The organism is Paenibacillus germinis (assembly GCF_013141785.1).
GTDB lineage: Bacteria > Bacillota > Bacilli > Paenibacillales > NBRC-103111 > Paenibacillus_E > Paenibacillus_E phytorum.
Genome location: NZ_WHOC01000069.1, coordinates 117,800 through 134,969 on the forward strand (window position 1 = coordinate 117,800; position 17,170 = coordinate 134,969).

At 43.1% G+C, this 17,170-nt stretch carries 14 protein-coding genes; 1 reads left to right on the forward strand and 13 read right to left on the reverse strand.

Annotation, left to right across the window (positions count from 1 at the left end; translation table 11 throughout):
* Nucleotides 1-85: 85 nt before the first annotated feature.
* The 6 genes from GC102_RS12940 to nagA form a co-directional block, all read right to left on the reverse strand.
* Nucleotides 86-1,675 carry a type 2 periplasmic-binding domain-containing protein gene (locus GC102_RS12940; protein WP_171689910.1) on the reverse strand — a complete coding sequence of 530 codons (1,590 nt, stop codon included), beginning with the start codon at nt 1,673-1,675 and terminating at the stop codon, nt 86-88.
* A 246-nt stretch (nt 1,676-1,921) separates the two neighbouring features.
* On the reverse strand, nt 1,922-3,058 hold the full coding sequence (locus tag GC102_RS12945) for a GerAB/ArcD/ProY family transporter (protein WP_312883252.1): 1,137 nt from the start codon (nt 3,056-3,058) through the stop codon (nt 1,922-1,924).
* The gene (locus GC102_RS12950; RefSeq protein WP_171689912.1) at nt 3,024-4,109 is read right to left on the reverse strand and encodes a Ger(x)C family spore germination protein; all 1,086 of its coding nucleotides are present in this window, start codon (nt 4,107-4,109) and stop codon (nt 3,024-3,026) included. Before GC102_RS12950 ends, GC102_RS12945 begins: the two co-directional genes overlap by 35 nt.
* Before the next feature lie 22 nt (nt 4,110-4,131).
* On the reverse strand, nt 4,132-5,646 hold the full coding sequence (locus GC102_RS12955) for a spore germination protein (RefSeq protein ID WP_246320900.1): 1,515 nt from the start codon (nt 5,644-5,646) through the stop codon (nt 4,132-4,134).
* 239 nt (nt 5,647-5,885) lie between these two features.
* The gene (locus GC102_RS12960) at nt 5,886-6,491 is read right to left on the reverse strand and encodes a hypothetical protein (RefSeq protein ID WP_171689913.1); all 606 of its coding nucleotides are present in this window, start codon (nt 6,489-6,491) and stop codon (nt 5,886-5,888) included.
* 202 nt (nt 6,492-6,693) lie between these two features.
* Nucleotides 6,694-7,851 (reverse strand): N-acetylglucosamine-6-phosphate deacetylase, encoded by a 1,158-nt coding sequence (gene nagA / locus GC102_RS12965; RefSeq protein ID WP_376769367.1) that lies wholly within the window; start codon nt 7,849-7,851, stop codon nt 6,694-6,696.
* A gap of 268 nt (nt 7,852-8,119) precedes the next feature.
* Here nagA and GC102_RS12970 point away from each other — a divergent pair, with 268 nt between their 5' ends.
* A complete protein-coding gene (locus tag GC102_RS12970) occupies nt 8,120-10,480 on the forward strand; it encodes an immune inhibitor A domain-containing protein (RefSeq protein ID WP_376769368.1) in 2,361 nt (786 codons plus the stop codon).
* A gap of 411 nt (nt 10,481-10,891) precedes the next feature.
* On the opposite strand, the gene GC102_RS12975 is transcribed toward GC102_RS12970, so the two are convergent.
* The 7 genes from GC102_RS12975 to GC102_RS13005 are packed head-to-tail and all read right to left on the reverse strand — an operon-like array spanning nt 10,892 to nt 17,145.
* A complete protein-coding gene (locus tag GC102_RS12975; RefSeq protein WP_171689915.1) occupies nt 10,892-11,971 on the reverse strand; it encodes an NAD(P)H-dependent flavin oxidoreductase in 1,080 nt (359 codons plus the stop codon).
* Between the two features lie 23 nt (nt 11,972-11,994).
* Nucleotides 11,995-12,906, reverse strand: coding sequence for a hypothetical protein (locus GC102_RS12980; protein ID WP_171689916.1), 912 nt, complete (start codon nt 12,904-12,906; stop codon nt 11,995-11,997).
* Nucleotides 12,903-13,667, reverse strand: coding sequence for a glycerophosphodiester phosphodiesterase (locus GC102_RS12985; protein ID WP_171689917.1), 765 nt, complete (start codon nt 13,665-13,667; stop codon nt 12,903-12,905). The genes GC102_RS12980 and GC102_RS12985 overlap by 4 nt, the downstream gene beginning before the upstream one ends.
* Before the next feature lie 17 nt (nt 13,668-13,684).
* Nucleotides 13,685-14,677, reverse strand: a complete 993-nt coding sequence (locus GC102_RS12990) for a CehA/McbA family metallohydrolase (RefSeq protein WP_171689918.1) — start codon at nt 14,675-14,677, stop codon at nt 13,685-13,687.
* Nucleotides 14,678-14,681: 4 nt separating this feature from the next.
* Nucleotides 14,682-15,146 (reverse strand): hypothetical protein, encoded by a 465-nt coding sequence (locus GC102_RS12995; protein ID WP_171689919.1) that lies wholly within the window; start codon nt 15,144-15,146, stop codon nt 14,682-14,684.
* Complete coding sequence (locus tag GC102_RS13000; RefSeq protein ID WP_171689920.1) at nt 15,143-15,988, reverse strand: ABC transporter permease; 846 nt, start codon at nt 15,986-15,988, stop codon at nt 15,143-15,145. Before GC102_RS13000 ends, GC102_RS12995 begins: the two co-directional genes overlap by 4 nt.
* Complete coding sequence (locus GC102_RS13005; protein ID WP_171689921.1) at nt 15,985-17,145, reverse strand: extracellular solute-binding protein; 1,161 nt, start codon at nt 17,143-17,145, stop codon at nt 15,985-15,987. Before GC102_RS13005 ends, GC102_RS13000 begins: the two co-directional genes overlap by 4 nt.
* Nucleotides 17,146-17,170 lie beyond the last annotated feature (25 nt).

Sequence of the window (17,170 nt, forward strand, 5' to 3'; positions counted from 1 at the left end):
GCCATATCCTCCTAGCCGTATCTCTGTTGGAAGGCAGAAGGAAACCCATGAACAACCCAGGGTTCCCCTCGATGCCTTGACACGTTTATTTAAAATCGTTAAGTTTCTTATCTTTCAGAACGGAGTTCAATTGTTTGGTATACTCTGTGAAGATTTCTCTTCCTTTGAACTTGGTCATCAGTTCTTCACGGTATTGCGGCCAATTTTTACCGCTCTTGTCTTCAAGAACTGCTTTGGCATGGAATTTGCTCATTTCTTTGCGGAAATCCCCGATGTTGATGCCTGCAGGAGGAACTAAGCTTACTGGAGGCAATGCGTTATGTTTCGGGAAGCTTTCAACCGTTTTCAGAATCGCACGGTCATGCTCGGAAACACGGGAATCAATTAGTTCAAATCCAAGTACATTAGGATCTTCTGGTGTAAATGCAGCATACACATTCAGCCAGTTACCTGCTTTGGCGACATCAGCTTCGAAAGCTGCTACATTTAAAGTAATCTTATTGCCAGATTTCGTGTAGTGTTTACCTTCTTGTCCGAAGTGGGTCAGCAAGAAGCCTTCTTCACCTTCAAGCCAGTTGACGATTTCCAAGGAACGCTTCACTTTGTCCGGACTCTTATCGGCTGTAGCTTCGCTTATTAAGAATGTGTCAGTAGGAACGTTGTATTTCCACATGATCGGTTTGTCGAGCGGGTAAATAGGCTGCCAATTGGCTTTTGGATCAAGAGCTTTCGTACGATTTTGTACGCTAGTAGCAACGCTGTCCAGCGCCACTGTTTTGTCGCCTGCCGTGAAGAACATTCCGACTCTGCTTTGAGAAGCTTTATCAAAATGAGCTGGCGGCTTGTTCAGGAACCAGTCCGGATCTACGATTCCAGCTTTGTTCCATTCCACCACTTGATCGATAACACCTTGTACTTTAAGATCCGTCCGATTGTCTACATAACTATTGTCTACGATCATGAAATCAGCTACAAAACCGTTGTTCAACCATTGCGGGAAGTCAAATGGAAGATTTTGCCCGCTGCCTGCTGCAGTAAAGCCATAAGTATCCTGCTTGCCATTGCCATCCGGATCTGCTTTCGTGAACTGGGTTAAAACGTTGGTCAGATCCGCGTAAGTTTTGGGAGACTTCAACCCCAGCTTATCGAGCCAATCTTGGCGAATATACCAGGAAGCATAGGTGTTACGTGAGAAAGGCACCATACCGCGAGTGAACTCACCCTGTTTGAGTTGATAAGCATCTACTTCTTCTTTCGTTACCCACTTGAAATAATTAGGCATCGTTTCTTTCGTAATGAATGTGCTCAGGTTCGCGGTTATACCGTCGTTAATATACTTCTGGGACTCGGCACCACCAGCGATGAACAGATCAGGAGCACTTCCCCCCGCCAAGGTAGCATTCAACTTGTCATGATATTCTTTGCCTGTCACCATATAATCGATTTTCAAATCAACGTTAAATTTCTCTTCAATCGCTTTTTTAACGAAATCTTTGTCAGCGGAAGGAAGTGTCACATTCCCCATAAGTCCACTCATAACGGACCAGTTAAGCGATAGCTTGGCCGGTTTAGCGTTTCCTGTTGCCTTTGGAGTTTCTGTTGTTGTTGCTTTGTTGTCCGAGCATGCTGTAAGCGCAAACATTGTAGCAAGTCCTAGCACTACTAGTTTTTTCATTTGATTAACACCCTCCTGTTTATATACTGTCCGTAAACATTTACCCCCTGTAAAAGCTTAATGATGACGTTTACTTGACTTCATTATAGGTCCGCCCAACTAGCGAAACTAGCATACTATTTCAAGAAATAGTGGTCATAATACAGAAATGACTCTTTAATTTACACAAAAAAAATGCAGCCCTATGGACCGCATTCTGATAAACGTTCCTGATAAAATTGTAATACGCTTTGTCATTTATTGCCATCATTCAATTTTTTTCGACATAAACTTGCTCCTTAATAGAACGATAACAAATAAAATGGGAATGTACACATAATTAAAATAAAAGCCTACATTGGAGTTAAACTTGGACAATTCACTAATGCCAGATCGATCTTTAAAGAATAGCAATTGCAATGCCAAGAATCCAGCTAGAAAAATAAGCAAGCTTGTTCGGTGTTTGATATTTACTGTAGTTTTCACCCCTCTGCAGGCGGCCCAAAGAAAAATAGAGATTGTGGCTAGTATTTTGAGAAACCAGATTGAGATCACGATGTACTCTAATCGCTGTATCAGTGGTATTTCGATGATCTTGAGCAACGTTACCGTTGGCCAAATGATATGTTTCATCTGTCCTTGACTGAAAAACATAAAAGCAAGGAGTGTGAGAACTAAGTAGATGGAAGTCGTACTTAGAACAGCCCATTGTGCCCACTTGTACGATTTTTTTGGTGTTTGGACCAACGGATAAATGATTAATATGACTTCAATACCGCTAAATTGAAGCGCCATGGTCTTAATGGAAAGTAATATGTCTTCGACTGAATTCACATGAAGGGGGAGCAAGTTCCGAGGATGCAAGTACTTTATAACAAAAAATAAAAGGGGAATTACAACAACGTATGGAAGAACTATACCCCAAAAGCTCATGCCAGTAACCGTACGAAAACCGCCTGATATCGTATAGTAAATAACGACAAGGAAAACGACGCTAACCGGATACAAGCTCATAGAGGTAAAAAGCCACACCTGAACAATTTCAACAAAACCTCTAAAAACAGTAAATGCCCCCATGAAAAAGTAAAGCACAACGCTTCCATTGATCAGATTTCCAACAATACGACCAAAACAGGCTTTATTCAGTGAAATGAGGTCTGAATTTAGCGGATCTGTGGACAACATTCGATAAATGATCCATACAAGGAGATGAATAGTGATCCCAGCCAAAATTACAGAAATCCACGAACTATAGCCCCCGTGATTAATAAGTTCTCTTTGGAAATTCAAGATGCCAACACCAATCATACTACTATTGAGAAGAAAAAAAACGAGATAGGGAGATATTGTATGGGATTCCTTTTCCAATTTACTCGCCAACTCCCGTCTGAATAATGTGAACAATTACGTTTACGTTCGACTTTAAGGATTCATACCCTGCATAGAAGTCCTCCTCGTCCCAATTCAAAGATTTACTTCTTACCAAATCACCGAATCCAATGGGATCTACCTTGTTTTTTTGACAATAAGAAATAAAACTTTGAATTTCTTTTTCAAAATAGCTCCCAACTCTTTGTTCAAGTCCTCTTAATTGATCCTCTTTTGCCAAATCAATTTGATTAGGGACATCTTTGACTTGCAGTTTTACATTAACTTTAATTGAAATTATAGGCGTTGGCTCAATCCGATCAACCGTATACTTCATTCTAGAGCCGATACTATGTAATAAAACAAATTCGTTCCTATCAGATTTGGGGCCATTCAACGGATACATATAGCTACCATTCTTTGAATTACCAACTAACATTTTTAAAATAAATGCGTCTTTCATACTAATTACGGTTTTTAATCTGTCGTATGAAAACAAGGCTATCCCATCTATTTTAATATTTCCACGTTCAAGGATGATATAAGGTAGAAAGGGGTCCCGTCCCTCGCCATAGTGATCAAACAGAAACTCTTGCAGATTCGTTATCGGTAAATTCCCATGGGTGATGTTCTGATTAATCATTCCGGATATATAAAACGGATCCTTGTATTTCTTTGAGGTGGTTAATAATTCGGATGCATCTCTTTCTGCAACGCCGAGTTGAATGCGAGACCCTATTTTGGCATCTCGACATAAACTGTGTATGACGGCATCAATTCCTTTTTGTGAGTAGGTTTTTCCAAATAAGACCATCCTCAATTGACCATATTCAATGGGATCATTTGTTTTGGTATTCAGTCTGGGAATGATGTCGTAATAAGAATTCGAACTCGTATCCAAAAGTTCTAATTGAGCTTCATTTTTCTTTTCGAAAACGGGATAAAGAACAACACTCTTAACGCCATGATCCGTTAAATCGTAACCGATCGATTGGACAATTTTAATTTCATCCACAAGCTTCTGATTCGCACAGGCGGATAACAGGGTCATACTTATTAGGCATAGATAGACTTTTAGAAAATGCATATTTACCCCACAAAATGTCTACTCATTCTTCATCAAAATCTTTTTTCTTATTTGATTTAGGTTTATAGCGTAAAGATGATTTAGGTTTCAGATAACCGGGTCTTAAATTAGTTACCTCATAGGAGGGCCGAATAAAGCTGTCTTTGAGATCTTTCATTCTTAAAGGATAGATTGGCACTGTGTAAGGGGTACCTAATGATTTTAACCGTGTAACATGGATGAGTAATAGGCAAATCCCAATGACAATCCCCAAATTGCCCCAACAGGCAGCTAATAAGATAATAGGGAAACGTAAAAAACGTATCGTATTTGACATCTTATAGATGGGGGTCGTGAACGAGGCTAATGCGGATAAAGCCACAATAATAAGCAAAATATTACTTGTTAATGCCGCTTCAACTGCCGCTTGCCCAATAACGATCCCTCCTACTATACCTAACGTTTGACCAATTTTTGTTGGCAGCCTTGCTCCAGCTTCTCGAAGAAATTCTATCGTTGCCTCCAGAAAGAGTACTTCAAGTACCGGAGGAAAGGGAACATTTTGCCTAGAAAATATCAGCGGCCCTAATAAACCTATTGGAATCATTTCATAATGATAAGTCGTTAAAGCTACATAGATCGATGAAGCGAATACGGAGAAAATAACGCCAGAGATACGGAATAGCCGGAAAAAGGATCCCAACACCCATGGCAGATAATAATCTTCCGGAGATAAGAAGAAATCAAATAACGTCGAGGGTCCCGTTAAAAAATACGGCGAGCCATCACTCACAATTGCAACTTGCCCGTAAATAAGGCCATACACAACACGATCCAAACGTTCTGTTGATACAAAAAGTGGAAATGGTGTCCACGAATTATCCGAAATGACTTGTTCTAGTTGAGAGGAATCAAAAATGACATCAAAATCAAAAGATCGTAAGCGTTGTTCGACTGTATTCAGATTCTCTTCATTCGTTACGCCATCCAGATAAACAATCGCAACTTTGGTGTTTGATACTGTGCCTAAGGTTAATTCCTTAACAATTAAATTGGGGATATTGATTTGTGTTCGCAATAGATGAATATTAATATCCATCTTTTCTACAAACCCTACTTTAGGACCCACAACACTAAATTCATTTTCGGTTGTGTTATGATCTCTTGATCCTTCACTGGACGCGAGCCTGATTAAAGCACACTTGGGATCATTCTTCTCGTGTATTTGTACAATCGCATACCCTTTTAGCAGGCTGTTTTGAATGACTTTGATATCCTCGGTGATAATAATTTGATCGATTGGAATCCATGCCGATATCTCTTCAATGGCTGTGATTTCTACCTCACAAGCACTAAGCTGCAAGGTATGAATCAAATTATGCTGCAGTAAATGATCATCGATCAACGTCTTGTAATAGGAAATACTTAACTTTTGAAGAGGGAGCTCAATAAAACTCTTTACAAAATCACTGGATAGAGCTGCTACTTGCATTAATTGTTCAAAATTATTAAATTCGGTTTTTACTTTATTCTCTTCTGCGGGTTTCTCTTTGTTCATCTTTTTGAGATCTTTCCACAATAACTTCAGTGTTCTGTTCACGAATTAGAATCACCTCAATAAGAAACAACTAACATAATTTACCTTCATTTCACTTATGTTTTGCAAAGATGTTGATTTTTATGCTTTTCTTATCTTTCTAAAAAAATAACCCCCATGCCCGCTGGGTGCGCGAGGATGAGGATCTTAGTCCGCTTATGGGCAGGTATAGGAAGATGGATTCCGATTTCAATGACAGCTTACTTCCCTACCCCTTTATTCATTACTGAAAATGCGATTAACTCGTTATTATCTGGGTCGATAATAACAACGCCTATATAATAATAATTACATAAAATGAAGCCATCAATACAAGCTTTCCGAGATACATCGACACGATTCATAAAAAGAGGATTTTTAAACACAAACGTATATCTAACCACATTTTTTCCAGGAGTTATCGCTTTTTCTAGAAATATAGTTCTAGATCCTTGGGCTTCGCTTAACTCATTTTTGCTAGGATCACCTGGCAGAGAAGCCGATTGAGATGTATCGTATCCTATCATTTTGATTGGCGCGTTATGCACATAGGGTTCGATCATTTGCTTGATTCTTAAATTGGGGATTTGATGGTGAATTTCTACCAGTGAGAAGATGATGATGGATAGGAGAAATACAATACCCACACCATTTCCAAGTGTAATTCTTTTGGCGAATAGGAAGACATGCAGGCATGAAAGCAATATACATCCAACGGTTACCACGTAAAACTGCAAGGCTGTCATGTTATATTGATAGGGCGCGATAACGATATAACTCAAAGTGAGTACGATCATAATGCCGATGATTTTAATGTTTTTTCTCAAGGATTAGCCTCCAATTGTTCAATTCCTTAATCTCCCTTTATACTATATTTGTTCCAGAATATCATTGTTGCACAAAAAAAAGCTAGCCTGTTAAGATTAGCTTTTTGATTACTTATTTAGCCAAATGTCATAGTCTAGGAGCATCTAAAAATCTCCCGCATCCATTAGATGGGGAGATTTTCATGCATCACTTGTATACTCGCTAGCTCGTCTGACTGTAAATCCTGCCACCGATCATCGTCCATGCAACTTGGAATTTGTCATCCAACAAGACCATGTCGGCATCGGCGCCAAGGGCGATCCTGCCCTTCTGCGGTAGACCTAGCAAATCCGCAGGTGTTCGTGACGCCATAGTAACAGCATCCTCTAGGGATATGCCTAGCTCAACAGTATTTCTCAATGCCTCGTTCATCGTTACTGTACTGGAAGCGAGTGTTCCGTCCTGCAATTGTGCGACTCCTCCAAAGACCTTCACGGCGTGCCCGCCAAATTGATAGTCCCCGTCGCCCAGCCCCATCGCATGGAGCGCGTCTGTGATAAGAACCATCCCTTCCGCTCCCTTGATCTTATGCATCAAGCGTACAATTGCGGGATGAAGGTGTACATGGTCCACAATCGCTTGCAAGCTAACATGCGGCTGCTCAAAAGCAGCGACAACCAGACCCGGGTCACGGTGGTGAATCGGGCGCATGCCGTTGAAGCAATGCGTAATATGGCTTGCCCCCAGACGGAAAGCCTCTGTTGCTTCGTCATATGTAGCGTCGGAATGTGCAATCGCCACGATAATTCCACGTTCTCGCAGGTAAGTAACAAGCTCCATCCCACCAGGGAGCTCAGGTGCGATGGTGACCATTTTCAACAGAGAGCCCGCTTGCTCCACGACCCGCTCCATTTCCGTCATATCCGGATGCCTAAGAAAGGCTTCATTCTGCATCCCTTTTCGTTTTATATTCAAATAAGGACCTTCCGTATGAATCCCGACAATGGACGCGCCCCGCTCCTTACCTGCCACTTGCTTGACAGTGTAGATCATTCGCAGTAAATCCTCCATTTTGGAGCTTACCGACGTAGCCAAGAATGACGTACAACCCGTGGCAGCACATGTTTCTGATACGACTTCGATACTCCGAACGGTGCCATCCATCATGTCATAACCTTTCGCCCCGTGAATGTGGACGTCGATCATGCCAGGAATTAGCAGCTTACCCTCCCCATCGAGAATATCAAGCCCCTCCGAGTGAACGAGCTCACCTTCCACAATCGCGGTGATCCGTCCATTTTCCACACATACCGAACCTTGTTCTATGATTCCTGTCTCAGCGACAACACGGACATTCGTAATCCATTTCGAAATTTCCACTTTGAATCCCCCCGTCTTAAAAATTCAGGTTCAGTATACTAGAGTCTAGTAGAAAATAAAAGAGAACAATTTGACTGTGTCGAACGCACATTTTTGTCACATCAAAATGCTGCGAAAAATCAAGGAAATAGTCGAAATAGGAAATATATGGGTCAAACTACGCAGGACTAAAAGCACTTACTAGAATAGTCAAACTATTATTTAATTTTAATATACCATTGGTTAAATTAATAGGTTGGTTTCATACTCTATTATGGGAGGTTTCATTTTGAAAAAAAGCACCTTGAAAATCACTAGACTTTTACTAGCAACTAGTTTAACAGCAGGACTTTTCACAACATCATCTGCATTCGCAGCAGAATCAAACTACTCAGAGGCACTTGAAGCACCGCCGGTAGATTTTAATATTTTAGACGATGAGCGTTTGGCAAAAGGGTTAATGGACAGAGGGCTGTTAAGCAAAAGTGCTACGCCTGAGCAGATAGCCAAAGCCGTCAAATCATACGTATCAGCTAAAAACAATAAAAGTGTTAAATCAAAAGAAGACACAAATCATGATGAAATAGACAAAAAGTCAAAGGATTTTATAGCCAAGCAGAAAACCAAGCTGTTTTCCCAACTGAACAAAGGCCAAGAGAACTTCAAAAAAGGTAATCCAAACGGCTTACCCGTCCCCTCTGCAAAACAAGATACATACAACGGTCCTGTTCGTGAAGATAAAGTACTCGTTCTTTTGACTGAATTCTCTGACTTCAAGCATAACAACGTAAAACAAGAGCCTGGTTACATGTTTGCAAACGATTTCAACCGTGATCATTATCAGAAGCTCATGTTTGGAAATACTGATTTCACCTTATTTGATGGTTCTAAAATCCAAACCTTCAAACAGTATTACGAAGAACAATCTGGTGGCAGTTATACCGTAAATGGATACGTATCCGATTGGTTAACCGTTCCTGGTCAAGCTGCCCAATACGGAGATGACAACCCAGCTGGCGGTCATGATAACTTAAACCCTATAGGGCCTCGTGATCTAGTGAAAGATGCTCTAAATGCGGCAGTAGCAACTGGCCTTAATTTAGCGGATTATGACAAGTTTGACTTGTACGATTTGGATGGGGATGGCGACCAAAACGAACCCGATGGTTTAGTTGACCACTTGATGATCATTCATGCAGGAACAGGTCAAGAAGCTGGTGGCGGACAATTAGGCGATAATGCCATCTGGTCTCACCGTTGGACTTTAAATGGAGTGTATCCTATTGCAGGCACAACTGCAGGGGTTGATTATTGGGGTGGCCGTATGGCTGCTTACGACTATACCATTCAGCCTGAAGATGGTGCAGTAGGTGTTTTTGCTCATGAGTACGGTCATGACTTAGGACTGCCAGATGAGTACGATACCCAGTATACTGGACAGGGGGAGCCCGTTGCTTCTTGGTCCATCATGAGCGGCGGTAGTTGGAATGGTAAAATTGCCGGCACAACACCTAGCTCTTTTTCACCACAAAATAAAGATTTCTTCCAGAAGACAATGGGCGGAAACTGGGCAAATGTGAGTGAGATTGATGCCGCAGACATTACGAAATTAGGTACAGCTGCCATCATTGATCAAAGTGTAACGAAGTCGAAAAACCCAGGTATTGTTAAAGTCAATTTGCCGGATAAATCAGTTCCTGGCATTCAACCAGCATTCGGTGCACGCTATTATTATAGTACAAAAGGCGATAACCTTCATACCACACTCTCAACTCCTGAGTTTGATTTAACTCAAGCACAAACCGCTACATTTGATTTTAAAACCTTATATGATGTCGAGTTTGAGTATGACTACTTAACGGTTACAGCATCAACTTATAATGAGCAAGTTACCCTTGATATCATTGGTGACAATGATACGAACGGCGACGCACGCGCGGAAACTACAAACGGAGCTTGGGTAGACAAGTCCTACGATTTAAGCCATTTTGCCGGCAAAAAAGTTACCCTCCACTTTGACTACGTCACGGATGGTGGACTCGCATTGAATGGTTTTGCAATGGATAATGCGAAATTAACCGTAAATGGTCAAGTCGTATTCTCAGACGATGCTGAAGGCGCTGCTAAATTGAACCTGGACGGCTTTGTCGTATCGAATGGTGTAGAACTTAAGAAGCACTATTACTATCTGGAATGGAGAAACTACGCTGGAGCCGATAAAGCTCTTGCCTACAGCCGTGGTGTCAAATACAATACAGGACTTGTCGTTTGGTATGCAGATGACAGTTATCTAGACAACTGGGTCGGTATCCATCCAGGTCAAGGATTCCTTGGCGTAGTCGATTCTCACTCTGACGCTTTAGTATTCAAAAAAGATGGACAGGATTCCGTCGCGCAAACGACACGTTATCAAGTTGCGGATGCGGCCTTCTCCTTGGACAAGACGCCTTCATGGTACATCAACAACCCGACCAGAGGCGAGTTCAATTATAAATCCTTGCAAGGTGTAGAGGAATTCTCCGATTCCAAGAGCTATATGAACTCATTAATTCCAGACGCTGGACGCCTTGTACCGAATTATGGATTGAAGTTCCGAGTTGTCGGTGAAGCTAAAGATAATTCTGCTGGATTAGTATGGATTCATAAGTAAGCTTTACTATGCATGGTAACTAGAATTGGCTGAGAGGGAGCGTCGATCTGCTTTTTGGTCGAGCCCCTCCAAAATCATGAGGATGAGGAACGACGATGCGTTATTTGGGCGAAAAACACCGAAATTAGGAGAATGCGGAACGTAGTAGCGTTATTTCGCGGTTTTTGCCTTTGGATCATGCTTTTTTGATCAAATAGCATCCCCTCGTTCCTCTCATTCGATTTCAAGCGCAGATTTCCAAAATAGCGCATCGACGTTCCGCCAAATAGAGATCGGGTGACTTAAATTTACAATGTACAGAAAAACAAAAAAAATGAGGCGGCAAGATTAACCTTGCCGCCTCATTTTTTTGTTTTTCTGCGCCCCTTTTACCTTTTGGGAGAGCCCGCTTTATTTCGAATCTCCTTAACTTTACATCGATAATATGGACATGGCCTGTTGGATCGTTTCAGCAACGATATGCTCCGCTTTTTGTCCAGAAGTAAGCATTCTTGTACCTTGTCCTGCCCATAAGGACATATAGTCGGCATTGCTTTGACTAGCGGCAGCATTCCTAATATCCCGTGTAGCGGTATTTTGCGTAGGAAAAGGAAGTGGCTCTACGCTGCTCGCATCCCATTGTTTAATGAAAAGGTTGCGTACCCCTCTCGCTGGTCGACCCGAGAACACCTTGGTAATGACTGTGCTCTCTTCTGTACTTTTTAATAGTGCCTCCTGGTAGGAGACATGAGCACCTGATTCAATCGCAGTCAAAAAGCGCGTACCCATCTGTACACCTTGCGCTCCAAGAACGAGGGCGGCGACAAGCCCGCGACCATCCATTATGCCTCCAGCGGCAACGACTGGAATCTGAACACAATCAACTATTTGCGGTACCAGTGCAAACGTTCCGATGTTTGCACCCATAGGATGATTCGAAATGTCGAATGTTCCCCGATGTCCCCCCGCTTCGCTTCCTTGTGCAACTATGGCATCACAACCGGACTGCTCGGCCAAGATAGCTTCATTAACCGTGGTCACCATGGTGACTATTCGCATGCCAGCCGATTTAGCTTGTCGCATTAGGGGTTCAGGAAGAACACCAAATGCCGTACTAATGACAGGCACTTTTTCTTCCAACACTACCGCAAACTGTTCTTCAAAATGATCTGGAGTTACCACGAGTTCCTCGGTTGCATGCGTTATTCCAAGATGGTCTCTTACCTGGTTAAGCTGTCGCTGAACTTCCTTCGTTCTTTCATTCTTGTCCGACATTTGAATTGAAAATAAATTCACCCCAAATGGCGCATCCGTTAGCTGACGGATCTCCCGAATTGCCTTGCGGATTGCACTAGGCGTCATATAGGCAGCCCCTAGTGTCCCAAGTCCGCCTGCGTTAGAGACAGCTGCCACCAACTCAACAGTTCCAGGGCCTCCCGCCATTCCCGCGAGGAAGATCGGAAAACGAATATTAAATAGTTTACAAAGGTCTGTTTCAAGTTGAATTCTCATCGTATCCCCCAGAGAGGTCTGAATTAAATGCGCTGAAAGCGTTGCGGCCATTCCATCTTCGGATGGAAATTGTACAGCAGCCCCTCTGTATATATAATAGCATTTACCCATAGTGATTTGAAAATCAGAGGCTTTTGATCAAGAAATTGCAGCGGATCGACCGGAACCGAGAAGTTAGTAAAGGCTTCAAAGTCACCTTCGAATCCTTTCGGCCAATGCCGCTTCAAGGGATGATCGGGGACACGCCCGCCAGCTTTCACCTGCTCAAAAGTTTCCTGCAGCCACTCCATGGCAGTGACTTCCTTAATCGGAATCACTAAGTTCTCCCAACCTCTTAGAAGGGAACCGTGTTTCCCCCACTCAATGCGCACGATTGGGCGCCCGTTATTTTCTTGCGCCTCCTGTACGGCGACCTGTGATTCGATGACACTACTATGAAAAAAAGTCAGCACATTCGTAACGGCTTCCGTGTGTGGATCGTATGCAACCCAAATCTCTTCATGATCACATGGCTCATAATCGTCAGGGAAATCATAATCGTCTTCCCAAAACAAATGGTAGCCAATAAGTGGAAGTGTTGGATGATGAACAGCTACCACATCCTTTAGAGGAAAACACTCGAGCGGCGTTGTAAGTAACATCGGGCAAAATTTGCGAATAAAGCGAATTTCGCGCTCTTCCAGCGGCTGCGGTGGAGCCAATTCCAGCGTACGCTTATACTGCTCGCCCGCGCGTCGTAAATTTCCATCAAGATGGAAATATTCCGCCCGCCAGGCCGAATATTCGGATTGCTCAGGGCAAACCTGCTGGAGCAGCTCCAATAAAGGAAGGATGGCTTGATAATAGGCGCTTCCCGCTTTAACTTCACCGCTCAGCATTTTGGCCTTAAGTGTCTCACTAGCAAGTTTGAATTCATGGGCGTAGATTTCAATCATAAACACTCACCACGCATCTTTTGCTTCAATTGCACCAGAGCTGTAACATTTCGCGTGGTTATGGAGGCAACGCCCAAATCGGCAACCTGCATCATTAGATCTTCTTCATTCACAGTCCATACATAAACCGGCAGCCCTAGAGATGAGGTATAGTCCATTAACTCTTGGCTCACGACGCTGTAATGGATGTTGATACCGAAACAGGAGGCTGCAAGTGCATCCTCGCAGGTTTGCACCATAGCATCTCGATATGGAAGTGTTTTAAAAAGGTCGTGGTCTGTATTCAGCAGTTTGCGCATTTCTGGGTGTAATCGCTCTGCTAACATCGCACGATCCATTCCACAGCCGGATAGAAAAGCATGCTCTAACATCCCATATTGCTTCACCAAAGCAGCAACAGGTTCGATACTCTCGTCCACTTTCAGATCCAAATTCACGACTTTACCTGAAGCTTGGATAAGTGGCAGCATGTCTTCCAGTCTGCAAATTTGAATCGTTTCACGTTGTTCACCATGAGTGACCACGAACTGAAGCTCTTTTAATTCTTCAAAAGTCATTTGCGAAATGGACAATATCAAACCATCCACGGTAACCCATTCATCATCATGAGCCAAAACAGGGATGCCGTCCTTCGTCACTCTAACGTCTTCCTCGACCACGTCTGCACCGAGCCTAAGCCCCGTTTGCACCGATTCGAGCGTATGATCTATCGTGTTCATGCTGCCGCAGTGAGCAGTTATGAGCGGAAATCGATAACCCATGCTACCAACACTCCCTTTCATCGATCCACATATATAGCATTCGTAAAGGCGATCAAAGTGCGAACTCCGCGAACGATACCTTTTAGCTCAGCCCGAATCCATAGAAGTTCATCGCCAGAAATTTCAATCTCGTAATTCGGCTGATCCATAGTAACGAATTGCTCGCTTAGAACACCGGTATTACCTATCAAGTTTAGCGTATAATGGGGTTCCTGAAAATCCCAAATCTCTTTCCGCACATGAAAATCTATGTTTACATGGACCTTATAACTGTGGGAGTGATCCTGCGGAGAAACGACGGCGCCGACACCGTAGCATGCATTATCTGTCCGAATTTCTAGCGTTACCAAGGGTCCCATGGTTACCGATACTTTGCCATCAGCGAGGGCACGCACCGCTCGATTCGTCACAGACCCTTCCCCGTCATCGATATCGAGATATGTCACCGATACTGGTTCATCCATATGCTCTTGAGCGTGCCAATCTCGCCCTGAGGTGGCCGCAATCCGGAAGCCTTCATTCAGCTTGTCGGTCCATAATCGATAAGCGCGGTCATTGTCCGTTTTAATCGAAGGAAACGTACCTGACCAAACCTCAATATAGTCAATATCATTCCAATCTTCGATGTTGAATTCCCAGAAGCAACCCGTACAAATTGGACTTCCTATGCGATAAGGATGTGCCATTCCGACAATCCCCCCGCTCCTATGAACATCGGCAATTCCTTTATGGATATCGTCTGGGCCCGCCGGGCGCCAATCAACGAAATTGGTCAGACCAATCGTAACCATATGCCCATAAAAGGTCGTCCATTCCATCCCGGAAATGATCGAAATTCCGGTTTCTAGCTCCACGGCATCTTTATCATGTAAACCCGTCATGGTATTGTGGTCGGTCAACGCAATACACTCGAAACCAAGTGTCTTTGCGCCACTAGCCAGCTCCATGAGTGTTTGTCTTCCGTCGCTGTGGAACGTATGGCTGTGTAATTCGCAAGCAATCCAGGGCATACCGCTATTCCTCCTCTTGATGAATTTGCAAAGTGTAACGGCAGCTTTCTGTAACAATCGCATGCAAACTTAACGTAACGTGCCACATGCCTGCTAGCATTTTACCACTGACAAAGCCGGGGGAAGATTCCAGTTCACTTATAACTAACAGCTGCTCAGGATCATGCCGGTGTCCCGCACCGCGGTGCTGTTCAGGGTCGTCGACGGACACCGTAATTAAGTTTTTCAGCGGTAGGAAGGACTCCCATTTCGCCTGAATCCGCTCACGCTGATTGGGTTCCGTGTACTTGTCGATACTCTCGAAAATCATCGTTTTCGATTGTTCCTGATCTTCTAAATTTTTAGGTTCATAAGCAAAATGGATCCTTAACTTGCCTCCCAGCGTACCTAAGTGAAAGCGATACGAAATATGCGTTTTGGAGGAATTGGGATGTACAACTCCTTGTACATCCAGTATTAGTTGATTCATCGTGACCTCGCACTCTCTTCCGTGATCATACTGCGGATATAAAAGTATCCCATTACTGAACATAGCAGGAACGTAAAGAATGCGATCGCCGCTGCTAACTGTTTTTCTTGGAAAACGCCGAAAACTTGTTCCATGGATACCCCTAGCATTTGTGGCGCATTGGGTCCAATTAGAAATGGAGCCGTAAACGAACCGATCACACCCATGAATACAAAAGTAACAGCAACGAGCAAAGTCTTATACGTAAGCGGCAAAATGAAACGGACGAAGATTTGTAATCTACGTGCTCCTACATCCTTCGCGCTTTCAATAATAGAATTGGGAACAGCGGATAAGGCGGAGCCAAGCAGCATCGTTGTAAAAGGAATGTTAAACCACAAATTAGCGATAATAATCCCCTTCATGTCGAAAATAATTCGCGGCATGTCCCCTCCGTTAACCAGAAGCAACATTCGGGATACCCAACCGTGGTTGCCAAGCAATTGAATTAAACCGTACGTAGCGATGACAGATGGGATGAAGATTGGAATCATGTACATGTTGCGAATCCATTTCACCATCGTCCCGTTATTGAATCTCATATAAGCCGCCAGCGCGTAGCTGATAATTAGCACTAGAATGACCGAAATAATCGTCACTTCCAGCGTAAAAATGATGTTGGAGCGCATCAGCTTATCCGTAAATAAATACGTATAATTGGATAAATCGTAACCGCCCGCCTTGTTGGTCAGGCTTTCTTTGAACGAAATGATGATCGGAATGACGACAGTGACAAAGAGCAATAAAAAAGAGGGGATGACCAGAAGCAATCCCAGTATCCCCATTTTCATTTGTTTACTCATTGGGCAGCAACATCACTTTGCCAGCGTTTGGTCATATCTTTGTCCAGTTCGCCGATATTGAAGGAGCGGAATCCTTCGGATGCACCTTTGAATGAGTCTTGAATTTCTTTAGACATATTCGAAAGCTTGATCCCTGGGAAACCATGCATTTTGTCTACAACCACAGCTTGTGCTTCAGATGAAAGAACGAAGTTCAAGAATTTATATACCGCATCCTTCTTTTCAGATAGCTTAGGAACCATTAAGTAGGTTGGTCCGCCGTTAAATCCTGGCTTAATTTGCGCCATTTTTGTTGTTTTTGGAAGCTGCCCTTTAGCCAATTGCTCAAGAACCATATCTGACCATGCCGGTATCATATCCACTTCACCGCTTGTCAATAAATCTAATGTACCTTGGTTTTTCTTTGGATAAATACCTTTGCCGTATACGGATTTCCCCAGTTCCTTGAGCAGTGCAAAGCCTGGATCCCACCCTTTTTCAACACTTGGATCGGAATTATGAATAGCTTCTTCTGGCAGGAATTTATATAGAGTTGTCGCGACAAAAGAATTACCGGAACCCCCTGTGGATGGATCATTGTAGGCGAATTTGGCCGGATTTTTCTTGATCCAATCATACAATTCGTCCAAATTAGTTGGAGGCGTCTTTACTTTATCACTGTTATAAGCCAATACGACTGCAGATGAACGATAAGGAATAGCGAGATTGGAGATATCTTTTAACGTTTTCTCATCTACATTTGCCAAGTTTTTAATTTTGTCGCCTGGTAAAGTGTCCCACAGGCCATCTTTTTGGCCGCGAGTTACATAAGACAAGCCATCTTCATATAAATCGATATCGCCTGAGCCTTTGTTAGCTTGCTTTGCAGCTGTAATGCGGTCATAGGTTGGTTGTGCGCCTGTTCCTGAAGGAATGTAGACTGGTTTCACTTTAACATCCGCATTTTGTTTCTCGAACATAGGAATCAGCGTATCCCACAGATCTTTTACATTTTGTGAGCCGGTAAAATAGAAGTTAAACTCGACAGGCTGTTTCGTACCAGCTGTCTCTTTGGCCGGACTGGTGCTTTGAGTTGCAGAGCTGCCGCACCCGGATACAAAAGCGGCGGTAGCGGTCATTAACGTCACTAACATAACAGCGGATTTCTTGCGAAACATAGATAATTCCTCCTTGGGATATGGG